Origin of the sequence: Algoriphagus aquaeductus, from assembly GCF_003253485.1 — a bacterium.
Lineage (GTDB): Bacteria > Bacteroidota > Bacteroidia > Cytophagales > Cyclobacteriaceae > Algoriphagus > Algoriphagus aquaeductus.
The window spans coordinates 78,317-96,506 of sequence record NZ_QKTX01000004.1; the positions used below are offsets into that span (position 1 = coordinate 78,317).

Consider the following 18,190-nt stretch of genomic DNA (forward strand, 5'->3'; position numbering starts at 1 on the left):
AAACTGAAACTCATTGAAAACAGCTGAGCGTTTTTCCAAGAAAAAAGCATTTCCGGAATCCAAGTTCCCGACTATGTTTTCAAAATCCAAAATTGTCCCGAATGATCTCATCTTATAGATATATAATATCACAAAACTTAATTGGATGTAAAGTAAAAACATCTATTACACCTATACAAAAGACCCTTGTTTCAAAAGCAGATTTTGAAACAAACAGAAAACAAAAAACAAATTACCCTATTTAAACAGCATTTTAAGCAAAAAATCAAAAATAACGCACTAAAAATCAAAAAGTTAATCCTATACCCAAAAAATGCAAATACAGCACTCTTAAGACACCAAATCCCCGACTTATTTATACAATAAACCAGATCAAAATTATACTTATATAATAAAATAGAAAGACCTGTGTTCCAGCAAAACACAGGTCTATAAAAATAAACAAACAAACTATCTACCCTATTTAATATCTATGCAGCTATATTCTCATATTGTTTTCTATACTCCTTAGGACACATTCCAACCTCTCTTTTAAACACATTGAAAAATGTAATCCTAGAACTAAACCCGGCATCTCTTCCTAAAGCATCCAGCGTATATTTATCTAAATAGCCCTCTTCAATTTTTTCTACAGCATACTTTATTCTGTAAATATTAATCAGCTCTTTGAACGAATGTCCTGACAATTTTTCAAGGACCTGCGTCACAACTCTTTGCTTCACTCCCAGCCTTTCCGCAAATTGCCCGACCGTAAGTCCATGAATTCTGAAGACTTTTTCCTCTACAAACACGCTAAAAATTTTTTTTGTCAAGAGGTATTCGTCCAACTCTACATCCTCCATATCATGTTGGTCTTCCCCTCCACCGGTTGGGATGGGCTCAGGGGTATTGATCGCTGAAACGGGTTGATCTTCCGATTTGACTGGTTTCTTGTCGAAGAAAAATTTACCCACAACCACTCCAGCGAGCATGCTCAATAGTATTGTTGTGAATAATAGTCCTGTTTCCATGATGTAGAGATCTTAAAAGCCCATCTTGTGCCCAATCGATGGCTAAAAGTAAGAAGGGTTTTTATGGACCACATCCTGGTTGTAACGGTTTGTAAATGAAAAGCATGACATTAGTTAAAAAAAAAACCGGGCTTTGTAAGCCCGGTTTAAATTCATGGTATCTGGTGTTACTCCCATTCAATGGTTGCCGGCGGCTTGGAAGAAATATCGTAAACCACTCGATTCACGCCTTTTACACGGTTGATGATCTCATTGGACATTTTGCCTAGAAACTCATAGGGAAGATGGATCCAATCCGCGGTCATTCCATCCACAGAACCTACTGCCCGAAGTGCGACTACGCGCTCATAAGTTCGCTCGTCACCCATTACTCCGACAGATTGGATAGGCAATAAGATCGCTCCTGCCTGCCACACCTGATCGTAAAGGCCGTGATTTTTCAGTCCTTGGATAAAAATATGATCCACCTCCTGAAGGGTTTTCACTTTTTCTTCGGTGATATCTCCCAATATACGAATAGCCAAGCCTGGTCCAGGGAAAGGGTGACGGCCGATAATCGTTTCCACAATTTCCAAAGCCCGACCTACTTCCCGTACCTCATCTTTGAAAAGGGTATTCAAAGGCTCGACAACTGACAACTTCATGAAATCAGGAAGGCCGCCCACATTGTGGTGAGACTTGATGGTAGCGGATGGTCCTTTGACAGAAACTGACTCGATCACATCAGGATAGATAGTTCCTTGGCCCAACCATTTCACTCCTTCAATCTTGTGCGCTTCATCGTCAAACACTTCGATGAAAACACGGCCAATTGCTTTTCTCTTGGCTTCCGGATCAGTCAAGCCCGCCAAAGCATCGTAAAAACGCTGCTTGGCATCCACCCCGATCACATTCAAGCCCATGTGCTTGTAGGAATCAAGCACTTCTTCAAATTCATTTTTGCGAAGCAGACCATTATCCACAAACACGCAGGTCAGCTGGTCGCCAATCGCTCGGTGAATCAAGGTCGCGGCCACAGAAGAATCTACCCCACCGGACAGCCCCATCACCACTTTATCCGAACCGATTTTCTTTTTTAGCTCAGCAACTGTAGAATCTATAAAAGTATCAGAAGTCCAATCCTGAGAACAACCACAAATACCTACTACAAAATTTCTAAGAAGGTTTTTGCCTTCCAACGAGTGCGTCACTTCCGGGTGAAACTGGATCCCGTAGGTTTTTTCACCTTCGACTTTGAAAGCGGCAACCCGCACCGAAGAGGTACTCGCAATGACTTCAAATCCTGCCGGAAGCTCCTTGATCGTATCCCCATGCGACATCCAAACCTGAGAGCCATGCGTCATTTCCTTCAAAAGATCGTGATGCAAGTCAATATGATCGAGATTGGCACGACCGTATTCACGGATAGTCGAAGGAAGAACCTCTCCCCCATACTTGCTGGCTAAAAGTTGAGCGCCATAGCACACCCCCAAAACAGGCAATTTTCCTCGGAAAGCATCCGTGTTCACATCAGGAGCACCTTCGTCCCGCACGGAGCAAGGCGAACCAGAAAGAATGATTCCCTTGATGTCAGGGGTGATTTCAGGGACTTTGCTGTAGGGGTGGATTTCGCAATAAACGTTGAGTTCGCGGACTCGTCTTGCTATCAGCTGGGTGTATTGAGATCCAAAATCTAGGATCAGGATTTGTTCTGCCATGCGCAAAGGTAAGCAGGCGAACTGGCTTGCAGAAATAAGGCAAAGAAAATTTGGGAGGAGATTGGAGGATTATCCCAATTTCTACCATAATGAAAAGGTAGTTGACTCAACGAACCAAATGCTTATGGTTTCTTCAAAAGCTAACTTTGGATTTTTGTTTAAAAGTAAATCCCAATCTTTCTCGGAAAAACCCCTTTCATTCAGGATCGGAATCAGCTGTTCAAAAATGTTGGTAAACGGCTGAAAATCTCCTCCACCTGGTTTTGCTGGATCATACCAACCCGCATCATGGGAAATCAAAATGTTTCCCAAAATTCCATTTTCCTTGGCAAAAACTAGACGGTCCACATACGGATCAATCGACCAGCCAATCCCATCCAAACTGATCCAAACACCCATTTCGGCAGCTTTTCGATAGTTTTCAAAATCCAGCTCAGCTTGGGAATGCACCCAAACAAATTCGGAAGGCGCCACTCCCATTTGCTGAAGAATCCTCACTTCCTGGGCGGCAGTTTTCCAGGTCCCGGTATGAGAAGCGATCGTCAAACCTGTATTCAGATGGGTGATGGCGGCGGCGCGAACAAGCTTTTGATCGATTGCTGAAAGTGTATCCGCCTCATTAACCGATATCTTAATGAATGCGGGTTTGATCCCCGTGCCCTCAATTCCATTTTCAAATTCAGCTATCCATCGATTGGCCAATTGCTCGGCTGTTTCGGTTTGGACAAAATCGGGAAGGTATTTCCCGCCCACTGCCCCATAAAACCCGGTATTGGTCAGAATCTGAATTCCGGACTTTTCGCTGAGTGTTTTCAGAAGTAAGGGATCCTTGGCCAAATAACTTGGGGTACAATCCAAAATGGTACGGACTCCATGTTTTTTCACTTCAAAGAGGTAAGGAAGCACTTTGGCTACCACTGAATCCCGATTCCAGCGATCTGCACGGATCGAATCTGCCCCGATAAAGTCCACCAGCATGTGTTCATGAATCAGCGTCAAGCCCATCGAGTCGATGGATATCGGTCCAGTGACGGTATTAATGTAGTCGTCAGTATTATTTGTAGCAGGATTTTGGCAGGAAGCTAAAAAGATGCTTAGGGAAATGAAAATCAAAAACTTGGACATAAGTAGGAGATTTGAATCTACTCCCAAGGTATCGGTGGATCATCAATTTTGCAATCTTCCAAATTATCAATCCTGATCAACTTCTATCACTTGTGCCGCCCAAAAAGGAGCACTGAAACAAATCCGAGAAGCTTTCCAATTAATCCTAACATCAGACATCCAGCACCGGACCCCCCTTCCTACTCCACTTCCTCCGCCCCAAAAAGCGTCTGCAGCTCAACGGCGTCAATTCCCTTTTCTTCCTGAAGAAATCGTCCAAAAGAAGCCGTACTTCCATGCGTGAGATAGACTTTTTCAGCCTCGGTAGCGGAAATAGCAGAAATCAACCCCTCCCAATCCGCATGGTCCGAAAGCACAAATCCACGATCAGCAGCCCTCCTCCTCCGAGTACCCCGCACAGCCATCCAGCCCGAGCAGATCCCTGTACGATAAGGCGAAAATCTCCGCATCCAGGGTGTCCCCATCGCTGAAGGAGGTGCAATAATCAAAGTACCCTTAAATCTACTTTTGGGGATATCCTGGGTCACTTTGGGTACATCCCAAAGCGGAATTCCATTGGCTATCAGCGCTTGATTGGTATTCCAGATCGCGCCATGGACGAAAACTTCACCGATTTCCCGATTGAGATTTTGAAGGATACGTTGGGCTTTTCCCAAGGAATAGGCAAAAAGCACCGAATTTCGACCTTCGGAGGCATTTTCTCTCCACCAGGAATTGATTTGAGCAAAGATTTCCGCCTGAGATTCCCACTTGTAAATTGGCAGACCGAAGGTGCATTCGGAGACAAATTCATGGCATTTGACAGGTTCGAAAGGCGTGGAAAGCCCATCATTTTCGACTTTGTAATCACCGCTTACCACAGCCACTTTTCCCAGATATTCCAATCGGACCTGCGCCGAGCCCGGAATATGCCCAGCGGGATGGAGACTGATTTTGACTCCGTTGATGTCTAGCGTTTCTTGGTATTGGAGTGTATGAAGGCTAATATCTGAGCCAAGCCGAAGCTTCATCACCTCTGCCGAATCCTGATGGGCCAAGTAATGCTTCATCCCCCAGCGGGCATGGTCTGAATGTGCATGGGTGATTACTGCCCGCTGCACGGGTTTCCAGGGATCGATGAAAATCCCCGCAGGAGGACAATAAAGTCCGGAGTCAGTGAGTTCGAGAAGCTGCAAATGGATGTGGAATTTTTGATTTCGGATTTCGGAATTTTCAAAAAACTCCTGATCTAAAATCCTCAACAAAACTGTATATGGGTATAATTAGATTTCTACAGGAAGAATTCCAGGTTTGGGGTAGGCCAATCTACCCAATTTTTCCCCGACATGGTATTCGTCCAATCCGCTTACGGTAACCGTTTCCAGGATATTCAGATCCAACGACCCATCCATTCGAAGGCCTTTTTCCTCCACGTAGATGTGATCGATACTTCCAATCAGGAGTATGGTTTGATTCACCTGAAGCGTTTGAGTTTCTACCAAAGTACATCCCAACTGCACCGGACTCCCCTTGACAAATGGCGCAAAAAAATCTCCTTTATCTTCTTCCACAAGTCCAGTTCCTTCAAACTCACTGATCTCCCAGCTAGCCGCTGTCCAGTGCGCCTCTTTATAATGAGCAGGGGTAACGTGGTTGAGCGTAAAACTTTTGGTTTCAAGAATGTTTTCCAGTGTATCCCGCTTTACTGTATGAGGTCGAAAGAGAATCCCAACCAATGGGGGAGCCGCACCAATATGAAAAACCTGTGAAAACGGAGCAAGATTGGATCGGCCGGATTGGTTTCTAGTCCCAATGAGGTTTAGGCTCTTGTATCCAGAAAGGCAATTGACCAGATTTCTCCTGTAAAAGGAGTCCAAATCCATTAGATCCTCGGCAGAAAAGTGCCGGATCATATCGCAATAGCCTCCTCTATGGAATCACAATACCTGATATCCAATTGATCGATGATATGATCAGGATATGTCTGAAGAATCTGATTCTTGGCGATTTGAACCATTTTTTCAAACCACTTTTCGGCAGGAAGAATTTTTCGGTGGGTTTTGACTCCGTAGGCCAGCATTTCTTTTTTCCAATAGATAAAATACCATTCCATGGTCGGCTGATGAAATGCCCGGAGGGATCTTTTGTCGAAAATAAACTTTTCGAAATCTCCGGCTTTGACAATTTCACCAATCTGGCCAAAGGCCTCCTTAAAATCCTCAATCGGAATGTAGTCTGCCAAGAGTTCGCAGATGATGGTTTTCTTTTCTTTATTGACCCAAACTCTGGCATAACGCTGCTCAAAGGCTACCTCGAAGTCTTGGATCTCGGAAGAATTTATCGTTTCGTTCATTGCTGTTGGAGTAGGGTTAATAGATAGAGTTTCGACTTTTGGAGGTCGCATGCGCCACTTCTTCCTTCACTTCGCTAAGTCTGCTTTCTAAATTGGATGCGTATTCGAGCGTCGTCCGCATCATATCCTGCTGGGACTGAATCTGCTCTTTCAAGCGACAAAGCTCCTGATTGACTTCCGCCAATTTTTGCTCATAGTAATTTTTAAGCCTTTCTTTTTCGAGTTGGGCCTTCCTCAATTCTTCCTTAAACAGCAGGAATGATTCAGGTGGAGTCTTCATATACACAGATCTTTCGTCTCGGGACCGTACCCGCAATACAGACAAATAAGGTGGGGTAATTGTTTTGATTTATTTCAGATTGGACATGCCACCGTCTAGGTGAAGAATCTGCCCCGTCATCCAAGAGGACTTAGGAGAAAGCAAAAAGACCGTAGCTTCAGCAATATCTTCTGATGTACCAATCCGTCCCAAAGGATGGCGTTTGTCGGAGGCTTCTTTCTTCTCGGGTGAAGAAAGCAAAGCAGAAGCCAATCGAGTCTCAGTCAAGGAAGGAGCGATGGCATTTACGCGGATTTTGGAAGGAGCCCATTCTGCGGCAAGAGATCGGGTCAACCCCTCAATGGCGCCTTTTGCTGAAGCGATACCGGCATGAAAGCCCATTCCCGTCTGTACCGCCACAGTACTGTATAGGACCACCGAAGCGGAAGTGGATTTTTTCAATCCCTTCAGACAAGCCTGAAGCACTCGAACCGCACCGAAAAAATTCACTTCCATTTCGTTCCTAAAATCCTGAGTGGAAATCCGGTGAAAGGGCTTGAGATTGATGGTGCCCGGACAATACACTACCCCATCGATGACATCGGGAAGGCCGGGGATTTCCTCAAAGTCTTTTCCGGTATCCAGAGCTGTAGTGCCTTCTCCACTTTTGGAGTATAGAAAAAGTTGAGCACCTGCTTCTCTGAGTAAATCAGCGGTAGCTTTTCCGATTCCTGAGTTACCTCCAATGATGACGATATTCTTTCCTTGCATAAGGGATAAATTTTATGATAAAATCAAATTCCTTCTTTTTTGTTTGCTTTACTCACAAAAAAACCCCGCATTTTCAGCGGGGTTTGGTGTTGGTTTAGCACGTAAAAAAGGATTACTTATTGAGGCTGATATACTTCATAAATTCATTCCTGCTCTGCTCATCCCTTTCAAATTTTCCGGAATAGAAAGCTGTCACTGTGGAGCTATTGGTGTCATTCACTCCTCTGGAGCTCACACACATGTGGTAGGCATCCATGATTACTGCCACATCTTCAGTCCCCAAAGCTTCTTTGAGCTCATTACCGATCTGCATGGTCAATCGTTCCTGAACCTGAGGCCGCTTGGAATAATACTGCACAATTCGGTTGATTTTGGACAAGCCAATAACATTTCCGTTGGAAATATAGGCTACGTGGGCCTTACCATAAATGGGCACGAAATGATGCTCACAGTGAGAGTGAAAGGTGATGTCTTTCTCTACCAGCATCTCGTTGTACTTGTACTTGTTCTCAAATAGCTTGGCAGCCGGTTTGTTTTTAGGATTAAGGCCTGAGAACACTTCCTTGACATACATTTTAGCGACACGATGGGGAGTTCCTTTGAGGCTGTCATCGGTGAGATCCAGTCCCATGATATGCATGATTTCACGGAAATGTTTTTCGATCAGCTCTACTTTCAGGTCATCATCCATCTCGAAAGCGTCTTCTCTGAGTGGGGTCTCCAGGGAGGTTCCCACGTGCTCTTCTCCGATTTCTTCGAAGGATGCCCGTGCAATATTAATTCCCATCGTATTCAACAAAGTTTCTTTCTGTTTCATAGAGCCGAATAGTTAATTCGAATTTCCGATCAATTTTAACCCTCAAAATATTCCAAATAACCACTGCAATGTTTTCAGCAGATGGATTGAGATTCTTGAATTCATCGGTATCCAGATTTAAGTTTTTGTGGTCAAATTTATTTAATACATGTATTTTGATCAGATCACTGAGCACTTTCATGTCATAGACATAGCCGGTTTCAGGATTGATTTCTCCCTTCAGTTGGACGATCAACTCATAGTTGTGCCCATGAAAATTAGGATTGTTGCACTTACCGAATACTTCTTCATTTTTTTGTGCAGACCAAGTGGGATTAAACAGCCGGTGAGCAGCGTTGAAATGTTCTTTTCGAAATACGGATACTTTCATTGAAGGTAGAAACAGGAAGGGAGATTTTTTTGTTTAATAATTCTCGTTTTCTTTTAAACAAAAGAATCAAAATCCTGCAAGTCAGTTGCTTAATTTGATGGAAGATCGCAAAAGTAGAGATAAATAAAGGATAGCCCAAACCTCCCTGTTTTGCATTCTGCATCTAAAACCTAAAGTGATTTGAATTTGGTTCCCCTTGTCGGTGATTTACCTTTTGAGAAAAAATGACAGGAATCAGCTTGGCAAAGTTTTTGACAATCTGGGGGATAGCTTACATTTGTTAATCACCCCACCACACCATTATGACCATTACCCAAGGAATTCTCCTTCCTTTGATCTGGGTTATGACCCTGGCCAATCTTCCTGAAAAACCCGATTCATTCCCTACAGAACACCCCCCAAAAGAAAACTCAGGACTTTTTCTGGAAACACTCACCAAAAACCATGCGAATCCTCCGGCCCTTCCGGTGTTGGATTTGGCGATGAAAGGATATGAAAAGCTGGAGGATGATCTCAAACTCCCTATCTTGACCATCATCGATTTTTCGCTTCCCTCCACCGAAAAACGTCTTTGGATCATTGACGTGGAACATCAGGAAATCCTACTCCATACCGTCGTATCTCATGGCAGAAATTCGGGGATGTTGATGGCAGAAAAATTTTCAAATCGTCCCGAATCTTACCAAAGCAGCTTGGGATTTTACCAAACAGCCGAGACCTATCAGGGCAAACATGGCTATTCCCTGCGGCTCGATGGCTTGGAAAAAGGCTTCAATGATCAGGCAAGAAATCGAGCAATCGTCATCCATGGCGCAGACTATGCCCGCGAAGAAGTAGCCAAAATGTCAGGAAGATTGGGAAGAAGCCTTGGCTGTCCTGCGGTGCCTTCAGAGATTTCCAAAGAAGTCATTGATTTGATCAAGGGAGGTTCGTTGCTGTTTATCTACGGAAATGACCCAGACTATTTGAATCATTCCGGGTTTTTTCGGGGCTAATCAGCGCTTTAATAAGGCAATTAGCTCGGCATCCCGATTGTAAATATCGGGTCGGAAATGGGGTTCTCCCTTGCTGTCTGCCCAAAAGGTGAGGTAAACCAATACGACCGGGATTTTACTTTTCAAATTGACAATCAGTTCTGAATCTCTGCTCATGGCTTCCTTGATTTTTGCCTCTGTCCACTGCGGCTGATCCCGGAGTAATAGTGCGGCGAATTTTTCAGGATTTTGCAACCGGATACATCCGTGACTCAAGGCTCTATCTTCCCGAAGGAAAAGGCTCTTGGAAGGGGTGTCATGAATGTAAACGCTGTATTTGTTGGGGAACATGAATTTCACAGAACCCAGGGAGTTGTCCGGACCGGGCTTTTGTCGAATCAGATAGGGGAAATTTTTGGAAGACCAATTGATTTGAGAAGGATCCACGGGTTTTCCTGCCGTGGTCACTACCTCCATTCGCTTCTGCTCCAGGTAATTGGGATTTTTCCTAACCGAGGGAATAATTTCATTTCTGGCGATAGAGGCCGGGATATTCCAATAAGGGCTAAAAACCAAATACGTCAAGGGGGAGGAAAAAATGGGTGAGGCATGAAAGCTTTTTCCCACGATCACTTTTGAAGAGAAGAGGGTATCCAATCGCTGAATGTAATCCAACCGATAATTGGCAATATTGACTAAAACCAATTCGGCTTCTTTAATGGTGTCGGGTAGCCATCGAAGTCGTTCCAAATTGATCGAGGCCTTGTCCATTAACATTCGGGGAGAAGCATTAAGCGAAGCCACTGTATTTTTTCCTATGGCTCCATCGGGCTCCATCCCGTTTTTCACCTGATAGGCTTTCACGGATTCAAAGAGCGTTGAATCATATTTCTTTGGGTCGGTAAGTGAATAGGGCTTGAGGTACCCCCAAAAAATCAACCGCTCCCGAACCACTGGAATTACTGCATGAGAGTCATTGACTTTGAGAGACTTGTCAACTTTGATCACTTTCCAGTCCAGGGAATCCTCCTTTGCTTTTTCATCCAAGGAACGGATGACTTCCCTTCCTCTTTTATAGATAGAAAAATTGGGATAAAGCTGTTCGAGGGATTTTCGGATTTCCTTACGCTCCAAAGCTTGCACTAAAAGCGAGATGGCATTAATACGGGAGGATTTGCGGGTGATATCCCAAGGAGATTTAAGTTGGGACGGATCCACCTTTCCCCGCTCTAAATGGGTAGCAAGGCGAAAAAACGCATCAGTCAACAACAAATCCAATTCCGCTACCTCCTCAGCAGGATTGATGGTTTTCGACTTTTTATTTTGCTCAAAAGAAGCAAAAAATGCATCAATCAACTCGATATGATAATCTTTGGGCTGCAGTCCGTCAAATTGCGCCTGTTTGATCTCAAACCTTAGCTCATAAGCCCATTCGGTAAGAATCCCTTGTTCAGACCATGCTTCATCAAAGGATCGGTTGGAATAAAAAACCTGCAATTCTTCCACCTTACCCAAAGAAATCCCCCTAACCCGAAGAGATTCTCCAGGTTCGGAATTTTCTAAAATTGCCCGGAGCCGATCACTTACCGAGCTAAAAAAAAAGGATTCACCCGTGGTAAATCCCATGTTAAAGAATAAAAGGAGCGAAAAAACTATTTGATACATGATTACTCGATTTGAAAATCCTGATATTTTCTACCCAAAGTCCATGCCTCTTTGAGCATGCTGAGAAAATCTCCCATCCGATGGAGCGGAATCAGGTTGGGACCATCACTCAGGGCTTTGGCAGGCTCGGGATGAGTCTCAATAAAAAACCCATCTATCCCGGTGGCTGCGGCGGCCCGGGCCAAAATGGGCGCAAACTCCCGCTGACCTCCGCTGCTGCCTCCCTGACCTCCAGGCTGCTGCACAGAATGGGTAATATCAAAAACCACCGGAGCGAACTGCCGCATAATCGGCAAGCCGCGCATGTCTACCACTAGGTTATGATAGCCCAGGGAAAACCCTCTTTCGGTCAAACAGACATTTTCATTTCCTGTGGACCTCACCTTTTTCACGGCATATTGCATGTCCTCGGGAGCCATAAACTGGCCCCGCTTGATTTTGACGGCTTTTCCGGTCTCACCTGCAGCCAAAAGCAAATCGGTCTGACGACAAAGAAATGCGGGAATCTGGAGGACATCCACCACCTTTGCCACCTCAGCAGCCTGGTAGCTTTCATGGATGTCTGTCACCAAAGGTATGTCGAGTGCCTCGCCCACCCGCTGCAAAACCTCAAGGGATTTGTCCATCCCAATACTGCGAAAAGATCCCGAAGAAGTTCGATTCGCTTTGTCGAAAGAGGCTTTAAAGACATAAGAAAAGCCATTGGCCTCAGCCCACTCTTTGACTTTGGTGCCAATCTCAAGGCAAATATCGTAACTCTCTACAGCGCAAGGCCCTGCAAAAAGAACGGGTTTGTCACCGCCTAAAACTATGTTTTCGCGGATTTTCATAGGCTGGGTATTGCGAATGATCATTCTTTATTAGCTAAATTTTCAATTAATGGAACGAGCTGACCTTTGCCATGAAGCAAAATATCTCCAAACTCCCGAAATACCCCCTGTCCTCCGGCAAGTGGGGAAACATAATGTACTGCCGACTTCACATAGGGCAAGGCATCGGAAGGGGCCACGGCCAACCCTACTTTGGTGAGTACGGGTAGATCGATCAAATCATCCCCGATATAGGCTACTTCTTCCAACGACAATTCCATGGTATCAAGAGCCTCCATGAGTTTTTTCAGTTTGTCTTTTACTCCATGATAGTGAAAATCAAAGCGAAGCTCCTCACAACGGTTTTCCACCACTTGAGAGGCTCTTCCCGTGATTGCCCCTATGAGAAATCCGGCCTTTTTTAAGTGCTGGACTATCAATCCGTCTTTCACATTGTATTTTTTATATTCGGTACCAAGGTCATCATAAATGATCCCCCCGTCAGTAAGTACTCCATCGATATCAGTGATCAATACTTTGATCGATTTTGCCTTTTCAAATACCCCTTCGGGCACATGCTTCAGGTATTCCTGAACTATTTTTTCTGTTTCCATTGAATCGAATAAAGATCAAGCCTGCGCTGCTCGAGGTTTCTCACACTTCCGGCTTTGCGCTGCTTGGTAAGTAAATCAAGATCCACATCGGCAACGATCGTGGTCTCTGCATTTTCCGAAGCCATTGCTACCGTGGCATCATGAGGGAAGGAGAAGTCTGACGGGGAATAAATGGCCGCCTGAGAATACTGGATATCCATATTCTCCACCTTGGGCAGGTTTCCTACCGAACCGGTGATGGCCACGTAGCATTCATTCTCAATGGCCCTTGCCTTGGCACAAATATTCACCCGAAGAAATGCATTCTTGGTATCGGTCCAAAATGGAACAAACAAAATGTCCATTTCCTGTTCGGCTAGAATACGACCAAGCTCAGGAAACTCCACATCATAGCAAATCAAAATACCGATCCTACCGGCATCCGTATCAAAGACGTTGATTCCATTGCCCCCCTGAAGCCCCCAATAGGCGGCCTCATCTGGGGTAATGTGAAGTTTGTATTGCTTATCCTGGGTACCGTCACGACGGCAAAGGTAGCTTACGTTTCGGAGCTTTTTTCCGTCGTATTCGGGCATGGACCCCGCGATGATATTGACATTATAGGATACTGCCAGTTCGCTCATCCGTCCTACAATTTCATCGGTATAGTCTGCCAAGTTTCGGATAGCTTCCGAAGCGTCCATATCATTGAATTCTGCCAACATGGGTGCATTGAAAAATTCTGGGAGAAGGCAAAAATCAGATTTATAACCCGAGACCGTATCCACAAAAAACTCCACCTGCTGCATCAAATCGTCCACGTTTGAGAATCGGCGCATTTTCCACTGCACCAGTCCCAGCCTGACAATTGATTTTTTGTTCCCAATCAGTTTTTCATCCTTTTCATAATAAATATTGATCCATTCCAACAACGTAGCATAGGCCCGGGAATCGGTGTCTTCAGGGAGATACTTGGTGATAACTTTCCGGACGTGAAACTCATTGGCCAACTGAAAAGAGAGCACAGGATCAAATATTTCCCTGTTCTTCACGAGATCGATGTATTTTCTGGGAGTCATTTCGTCGGCATATTTGGAATAGCCGGGGATTCTCCCTCCTGCGATAATGGAGCGGAGGTTTAGGTTTTCACAAAGTTCTTTTCGGGCATCATACAGACGACGCCCAAGTCTCATTCCCCTGTAATCCGAATGGACAAAAATATCAGTGCCATACAACGTATCACCTTCCGGATCATGGGTATCAAACTTACCATAACCGGTGATTTCATCGTAGGTATGGTTATCTCCAAATTTGGAATAGTCTACGATGATACTCAGAGCTGCGGCGATGACTTTGCCATTGTCTTCGATGCAAATCTGTCCCTCAGGAAATACTTTCAGCTGGTTTTTGAGCTCTGCTTTGGTCCAAGCTCCACCTTGATTCCTGTAAATGGACACCATGATTTCACGGATATCCTCGTAGTCAGAAAGTTTGATATTGCGAAGCCTAAGTCGGTGTTCTAATTCTTCTCTTTGCTTACTCATAGCCCAAATTTAAAGAAAATCAGTCAAATCTTTTAAAAACGATATTCCAACAAGCCCTAATCAAAATTTTATATCGAAAACTTAACAAATCAAACCTAATAAGCTCAATCTAAAGTCAGAATTGATAATTTACCCTTCAAATCTTTCTCTGAGGACCTCAATTTTCGCTTATGAATACGGAAAACCCAAAGAATTTTATAGAATGGCTGAATCAACTTTTGAGTCAACCGATTATTTCCATAGGAGAATCCAAACTGACAGTAGCCTTGGTGCTTACGCTGGTCATTTCTTTTACGGTTTTATTTATCGGATCAGAATGGATCAGAAGATTTTTGGTCAGGAAAATTCTCGTCAAAAGAGACATGGCTTTAGGTACCCGAGAATCAATCGGCACCATTGTCAAATATATCCTGATCGTAGCCGGTATATTTTCCATCCTTCAAACCAACGGCATCGATCTCAGTGCCTTTGGAGTGTTGGCAGGAGCCATAGGGGTAGGAATTGGCTTTGGACTCCAAAACATCACCAACAATTTTATATCCGGCCTGATCATTCTCTTCGAGCAACCGATCAAAGTGGGCGACCGGATCGAAGTAGGCGATGTAAACGGAGATGTGGTTAAAATTTCATCCAGATCCACTACCGTAATTACCAACGACAACATCAGCATCATCGTGCCCAATAGTAAATTTATTGATAATGAGGTCATCAACTGGTCGCATAATGAGTACCGGATCCGATTTAATTTCCCTGTGGGGGTTTCTTACAAAGAAGACCCGCAGCATGTCAGAAAAATATTACTCGAAATCGCAGAGGCCCACGAGGGAGTACTGAAAATCCCGGCTCCGGATGTACTCCTGGATAGCTACGGAGACAATAGCATCAATTTCAATCTGAGAGTATGGACTTCTTCGTATGTCAACAAGCCAAGAGTGCTCCGAAGTGAGTTGTATTATGAAGTCTTTAGAAGGTTTGGGGAAGAAAAAATCGAAATCCCATTCCCACAAAGAGATATCCATCTCAAATCAGGATTTGAAAATCTGGGAAATAAATCTAATTTTTAGGTTCTAATTAATATACCAAGCTTTTGTTTGGTTCTGAAAATGAAACGATTACTTCTTGTGGCGGTGTTTTTGGTGTGCTGGGAAGCTCAATCCCAGAGCTTTTACCGTTACCGCTTTGAAGCTCCCTGGTCCATATCCGCAGGAATCGGTCCTACCCAGTATTTTGGGGAATTGTATTCATTTTGGAGATACAACGAAGGCGTACAACCGGATTGGCATGCCAACTTTTCAGTGAATTACATTTTTGGAACCCATCTAAAAACCCGGCTGGAGGGCACATACTACAAAATGTCCGGTTCGGACCCTCCTTCCGATCCTAGAGCTTATCGAACTCCAAGAAACCTTCATTTTCAGGCAAAAAACTGGGAAATCTCTACGCTGTTCGAATACTACTGGCACCCGGTAAAAGTCAACAATATCACGCGTCACCTTTGGAATCCGTACATTTTCGCAGGAGTGGGAGTATCGACCAACAACCCCCAAGCTCAATTGGACGGCAGGTGGGTAGATCTTCGTCCACTACAGTTGGAAAACAACCCGTATGAAAAATACATCATCGTATTCCCAATGGGTCTGGGCTTCAAATACAAGCTCAATGTGTATATGGATCTTCGTATAGAGGGGAATTACCGATACACCTTGACAGACTACATGGATGACATCTCGGCTTACAACGTGAACGAGTTTTACCTAGACTTGGTCAACGATTACGTCACGGGTGCAAACCCTGACCGGTTGAGATTAGCCATACGAAACCCAAATTTCATGGATGACAACGGGATGCCCGATGTTCAAAAAATCCTCCAAAACCGAGGGAGAATCCGGAGAGGTTCAGGCCTTACCCATCGGTATGACGGATACCTGACTCTAAGCGCCGGGGTAGAAATCTACCTGTCCAAGGATATATTTGACAACTGGATCTTCCGGGACAGAATTTACGAGAAGCGGTTTAGATTCTGGTAACATGCTTTCGGAGACAAATTCTGTCTGCCTCCATCACTGTTGAGGAAGTATAACAATTCAAGCAGTGACGGTCAACCATCTTATTCCTTTGCAAAAAAATGAAGCCGGACAAAATAGAAATCCGGCTTCCTCAGGTGGGTGTTTTTTTTAGGCTACTCCTTTTCCTCAATCTGTCTTAATACTTAAGACGCCCATTTCGGATTTGAAAATCAAGGTATCAGTAGTTCCCACGAAATAAGCGGGCATGCCTTTTCGGTTTCCGGAGACCACCGCAGCAAATTCAATATTTTTTGATTTACAAAACTCAATGATCCCCGACTCGATATCCCGGTGATTGAATACATGCGTGTGCAACACCAGTTCCTCATGCCCTTTTGAAAATCCCGACATGGATTTTTCTGATTCCATCGAACTGACAAAGGCCTCCGGAGTATTCACATAGACCAAATGGACGGAAGCTTTGAACAATTTGGCAAATGGAACCATTTTGGAAAAAGCCTTTTTCGAAGATTCATTAAAAATGGATGCAAAAGCAATTTTTCGGAATGCGTTTCCATCCATGGCTTTTTTCACCGCAAGAACCGGACAGGTGGCCAATCGAATCACCCGTTGAAGATTGGATCCGATAAACTTCCCTTCCACAAACCCTTTTCCATAAGCACCCAATACCGCCAGATCCGCTTGAGACTTTTCAATCACCCTCAAGATCTGCTCGTAGGGCACACCTATTTTCACTACGATTTCAATCGGAGCTTTGGCCGGAGCGACCTGTTTTAAATAATCAGGAATGACCGATTTGGCTTCCTCCATTTCCTCCAACAGATCAGGATATTTTTTCTTGGCGTCTTCGGGAAGCAAATCCCAATCCACCTCGGAAGGAACCACAGTGACACAGATGATTTTAGCGCCTGATTTGACGCTAATACGCTGAGCAGTCTGAAGGGCAGCCAGAGAATACTCAGAAAAATCAAAGGGAACGACTATCGTTTTCATGGGGCTGAGGGTTTGATACATGTCCAAATCTCCTCTTTTTCACCACAAAAATCCTTGTCGAAAATCAGCTCAAAAACTGATAAAAGTTAGTCGTAATCAAGTGATTAGAAATCAAATTCCATCTTGACATCGCATCTCCCGTAAGACCCGCATTCCAAGCTGACCTGTTTGAATCCGAGTTTACGATAGAGCTGCAAAGCCGCCTCCAGCTTGGAATTGGAATACAGAGCCAGCTTTTTTGCCCCTTTGATTTGGGCAAGTTCAATGATCCTCTGCCCCAGCAAGAAACCGGCGCCTTTACCCTGAAAAGACTCTGACACCCCCATTTTGATCATTTCCCAAACCCCGTCTCCTTTGGGGATCAATGCGACCGTCCCGATGATTTCTTCTCCATATTTTGCAAAAATAATTTCCCCTCCTTTGGCCAAAATGGTCTCTTCAGGATGCTCCAACTGATCGATATCAAAGGGCTCGAGTGAAAAATACCTGGACACCCAAGCCTTATTGATCGATTCAAAATAAGGCTGAAGATCCGGGGAGAAAGGAATAATCTCGATGAAAGACATAGGAATCTGATCAAATGCTTGCCAAAAGTAAGGAGAAAGAATTAGCTTAGAAACTGTAAACACTATCCATTGAACTATGAAAAAGAGATTCGTATTGCTTAGCCTGATCATTTTTGCCATGGCAACCCAATGGGCACAAGCTCAAACTCCGGAAGAAAAAATCAAACAGCTGGGATTGACTATTCCTGAGGTAGGCCAACCCATCGCCAACTATGTGAAATGGAAGCAAGTGGGCAATCTCCTGTACCTTGCCGGAAGCGGGCCGAAAGTCTACGGAAAAGTAGGAGCAGATCTGACCGTTGAACAAGGCTACCAAGCGGCAAGAGATACCGGAATGGAAATCATTGCCGTATTGAAAGCAGCCACCGGTGACCTTAGCCGCATCAAACAGTTTGTCAAAGTGCTCGGCATGGTCAATGCCACACCGGAGTTTACCTCACATCCTGCGGTGATCAATGGATTTTCAGATCTGATGGTCGAAGTATTTGGAGAAAAAGGAAAACATGCCCGCTCGGCTGTAGGCGTAGGTTCTCTGCCCAACAACATGGCTGTGGAGATCGAAGTGATCGTGGAATTGGAGGAGAAGAAGCCGTTTTAGAAAGTCAGAAAAATCAAGTCAGAAAGCTGAAAGCTCGCCG

The 18,190-nt window shown here is 44.4% G+C and carries 20 protein-coding genes; 4 read left to right on the forward strand and 16 right to left on the reverse strand.

All coding sequences use genetic code 11. The annotated features are described in order from the left end of the window. Positions 1–470 precede the first annotated feature (470 nt). From CLV31_RS06640 to CLV31_RS06685, 10 genes are all read right to left on the reverse strand, one after another. Positions 471–1,010 (reverse strand): helix-turn-helix domain-containing protein, encoded by a 540-nt coding sequence (locus CLV31_RS06640; protein WP_111392104.1) that lies wholly within the window; start codon positions 1,008–1,010, stop codon positions 471–473. 167 nt (positions 1,011–1,177) lie between these two features. After that, on the reverse strand, positions 1,178–2,707 hold the full coding sequence (gene guaA, locus CLV31_RS06645) for a glutamine-hydrolyzing GMP synthase (protein ID WP_111392105.1): 1,530 nt from the start codon (positions 2,705–2,707) through the stop codon (positions 1,178–1,180). Between the two features lie 81 nt (positions 2,708–2,788). Beyond that, complete coding sequence (locus tag CLV31_RS06650; protein WP_111392106.1) at positions 2,789–3,832, reverse strand: phosphotriesterase family protein; 1,044 nt, start codon at positions 3,830–3,832, stop codon at positions 2,789–2,791. Positions 3,833–4,011: 179 nt separating this feature from the next. Then, entirely contained in the window at positions 4,012–5,007 is a 996-nt protein-coding gene (locus CLV31_RS06655; protein ID WP_111392376.1) for a ligase-associated DNA damage response exonuclease, read from the reverse strand. Positions 5,008–5,094: 87 nt separating this feature from the next. Beyond that, positions 5,095–5,724: a flavin reductase family protein gene (locus CLV31_RS06660; RefSeq protein WP_111392107.1), complete on the reverse strand. Its 630-nt coding sequence runs from the start codon at positions 5,722–5,724 to the stop codon at positions 5,095–5,097. Further along, complete coding sequence (locus tag CLV31_RS06665) at positions 5,721–6,164, reverse strand: hypothetical protein (protein WP_111392108.1); 444 nt, start codon at positions 6,162–6,164, stop codon at positions 5,721–5,723. Before CLV31_RS06665 ends, CLV31_RS06660 begins: the two co-directional genes overlap by 4 nt. A gap of 16 nt (positions 6,165–6,180) precedes the next feature. Beyond that, complete coding sequence (locus tag CLV31_RS06670) at positions 6,181–6,444, reverse strand: hypothetical protein (protein WP_111392109.1); 264 nt, start codon at positions 6,442–6,444, stop codon at positions 6,181–6,183. Positions 6,445–6,513: 69 nt separating this feature from the next. Then, positions 6,514–7,194, reverse strand: a complete 681-nt coding sequence (locus tag CLV31_RS06675) for an SDR family NAD(P)-dependent oxidoreductase (RefSeq protein WP_111392110.1) — start codon at positions 7,192–7,194, stop codon at positions 6,514–6,516. A gap of 112 nt (positions 7,195–7,306) precedes the next feature. After that, complete coding sequence (gene folE, locus CLV31_RS06680; protein WP_111392111.1) at positions 7,307–8,011, reverse strand: GTP cyclohydrolase I FolE; 705 nt, start codon at positions 8,009–8,011, stop codon at positions 7,307–7,309. Continuing rightward, a complete protein-coding gene (locus CLV31_RS06685; RefSeq protein ID WP_111392112.1) occupies positions 7,971–8,381 on the reverse strand; it encodes a 6-pyruvoyl trahydropterin synthase family protein in 411 nt (136 codons plus the stop codon). The genes folE and CLV31_RS06685 overlap by 41 nt, the downstream gene beginning before the upstream one ends. 302 nt (positions 8,382–8,683) lie before the next feature. Between CLV31_RS06685 and CLV31_RS06690 the strand changes: the two genes are divergently transcribed. Then, positions 8,684–9,376 carry a murein L,D-transpeptidase catalytic domain family protein gene (locus tag CLV31_RS06690; RefSeq protein WP_111392113.1) on the forward strand — a complete coding sequence of 231 codons (693 nt, stop codon included), beginning with the start codon at positions 8,684–8,686 and terminating at the stop codon, positions 9,374–9,376. On the opposite strand, the gene CLV31_RS06695 is transcribed toward CLV31_RS06690, so the two are convergent. From CLV31_RS06695 to CLV31_RS06710, 4 genes are read right to left on the reverse strand one after another with little or no spacing between them, the layout of a single operon-like run. Continuing rightward, on the reverse strand, positions 9,377–11,020 hold the full coding sequence (locus CLV31_RS06695; RefSeq protein WP_111392114.1) for a L,D-transpeptidase family protein: 1,644 nt from the start codon (positions 11,018–11,020) through the stop codon (positions 9,377–9,379). It lies immediately after the preceding gene. Positions 11,021–11,022: 2 nt separating this feature from the next. Further along, on the reverse strand, positions 11,023–11,850 hold the full coding sequence (gene kdsA, locus CLV31_RS06700; RefSeq protein WP_394335952.1) for a 3-deoxy-8-phosphooctulonate synthase: 828 nt from the start codon (positions 11,848–11,850) through the stop codon (positions 11,023–11,025). Positions 11,851–11,870: 20 nt separating this feature from the next. After that, positions 11,871–12,443 (reverse strand): KdsC family phosphatase, encoded by a 573-nt coding sequence (locus CLV31_RS06705; RefSeq protein WP_111392115.1) that lies wholly within the window; start codon positions 12,441–12,443, stop codon positions 11,871–11,873. After that, complete coding sequence (locus CLV31_RS06710; protein ID WP_111392116.1) at positions 12,425–13,966, reverse strand: bifunctional GNAT family N-acetyltransferase/carbon-nitrogen hydrolase family protein; 1,542 nt, start codon at positions 13,964–13,966, stop codon at positions 12,425–12,427. The genes CLV31_RS06705 and CLV31_RS06710 overlap by 19 nt, the downstream gene beginning before the upstream one ends. 170 nt (positions 13,967–14,136) lie before the next feature. Here CLV31_RS06710 and CLV31_RS06715 point away from each other — a divergent pair, with 170 nt between their 5' ends. After that, the gene (locus CLV31_RS06715; RefSeq protein ID WP_111392117.1) at positions 14,137–15,030 is read left to right on the forward strand and encodes a mechanosensitive ion channel family protein; all 894 of its coding nucleotides are present in this window, start codon (positions 14,137–14,139) and stop codon (positions 15,028–15,030) included. Between the two features lie 39 nt (positions 15,031–15,069). After that, entirely contained in the window at positions 15,070–15,993 is a 924-nt protein-coding gene (locus CLV31_RS06720) for a DUF6089 family protein (protein WP_111392118.1), read from the forward strand. A 165-nt stretch (positions 15,994–16,158) separates the two neighbouring features. On the opposite strand, the gene CLV31_RS06725 is transcribed toward CLV31_RS06720, so the two are convergent. Together CLV31_RS06725 and CLV31_RS06730 are read right to left on the reverse strand one after the other, a co-directional pair. Beyond that, positions 16,159–16,986 (reverse strand): universal stress protein, encoded by an 828-nt coding sequence (locus CLV31_RS06725; RefSeq protein WP_181452584.1) that lies wholly within the window; start codon positions 16,984–16,986, stop codon positions 16,159–16,161. 104 nt (positions 16,987–17,090) lie between these two features. Beyond that, the gene (locus CLV31_RS06730; protein WP_111392120.1) at positions 17,091–17,552 is read right to left on the reverse strand and encodes a GNAT family N-acetyltransferase; all 462 of its coding nucleotides are present in this window, start codon (positions 17,550–17,552) and stop codon (positions 17,091–17,093) included. Between the two features lie 76 nt (positions 17,553–17,628). Here CLV31_RS06730 and CLV31_RS06735 point away from each other — a divergent pair, with 76 nt between their 5' ends. After that, a complete protein-coding gene (locus CLV31_RS06735; protein WP_111392121.1) occupies positions 17,629–18,150 on the forward strand; it encodes a RidA family protein in 522 nt (173 codons plus the stop codon). Positions 18,151–18,190: the final 40 nt, after the last annotated feature.

Coding starts and splice junctions, on each gene's coding strand:
- CLV31_RS06720 (WP_111392118.1), top strand. CDS start 15,070: ATGAAACGATTACTTCTTGTGGCGGTGTTTTTGGTGTGCTGGGAAGCT.
- CLV31_RS06685 (WP_111392112.1), bottom strand. CDS start 8,381: ATGAAAGTATCCGTATTTCGAAAAGAACATTTCAACGCTGCTCACCGG.
- CLV31_RS06660 (WP_111392107.1), bottom strand. CDS start 5,724: ATGATCCGGCACTTTTCTGCCGAGGATCTAATGGATTTGGACTCCTTT.
- kdsA (WP_394335952.1), bottom strand. CDS start 11,850: ATGAAAATCCGCGAAAACATAGTTTTAGGCGGTGACAAACCCGTTCTT.
- CLV31_RS06735 (WP_111392121.1), top strand. CDS start 17,629: ATGAAAAAGAGATTCGTATTGCTTAGCCTGATCATTTTTGCCATGGCA.
- CLV31_RS06710 (WP_111392116.1), bottom strand. CDS start 13,966: ATGAGTAAGCAAAGAGAAGAATTAGAACACCGACTTAGGCTTCGCAAT.
- CLV31_RS06675 (WP_111392110.1), bottom strand. CDS start 7,194: ATGCAAGGAAAGAATATCGTCATCATTGGAGGTAACTCAGGAATCGGA.
- CLV31_RS06705 (WP_111392115.1), bottom strand. CDS start 12,443: ATGGAAACAGAAAAAATAGTTCAGGAATACCTGAAGCATGTGCCCGAA.
- CLV31_RS06670 (WP_111392109.1), bottom strand. CDS start 6,444: ATGAAGACTCCACCTGAATCATTCCTGCTGTTTAAGGAAGAATTGAGG.
- CLV31_RS06650 (WP_111392106.1), bottom strand. CDS start 3,832: ATGTCCAAGTTTTTGATTTTCATTTCCCTAAGCATCTTTTTAGCTTCC.
- CLV31_RS06730 (WP_111392120.1), bottom strand. CDS start 17,552: ATGTCTTTCATCGAGATTATTCCTTTCTCCCCGGATCTTCAGCCTTAT.
- CLV31_RS06715 (WP_111392117.1), top strand. CDS start 14,137: ATGAATACGGAAAACCCAAAGAATTTTATAGAATGGCTGAATCAACTT.
- folE (WP_111392111.1), bottom strand. CDS start 8,011: ATGAAACAGAAAGAAACTTTGTTGAATACGATGGGAATTAATATTGCA.
- CLV31_RS06665 (WP_111392108.1), bottom strand. CDS start 6,164: ATGAACGAAACGATAAATTCTTCCGAGATCCAAGACTTCGAGGTAGCC.
- guaA (WP_111392105.1), bottom strand. CDS start 2,707: ATGGCAGAACAAATCCTGATCCTAGATTTTGGATCTCAATACACCCAG.
- CLV31_RS06695 (WP_111392114.1), bottom strand. CDS start 11,020: ATGTATCAAATAGTTTTTTCGCTCCTTTTATTCTTTAACATGGGATTT.
- CLV31_RS06725 (WP_181452584.1), bottom strand. CDS start 16,986: ATGAAAACGATAGTCGTTCCCTTTGATTTTTCTGAGTATTCTCTGGCT.
- CLV31_RS06640 (WP_111392104.1), bottom strand. CDS start 1,010: ATGGAAACAGGACTATTATTCACAACAATACTATTGAGCATGCTCGCT.
- CLV31_RS06690 (WP_111392113.1), top strand. CDS start 8,684: ATGACCATTACCCAAGGAATTCTCCTTCCTTTGATCTGGGTTATGACC.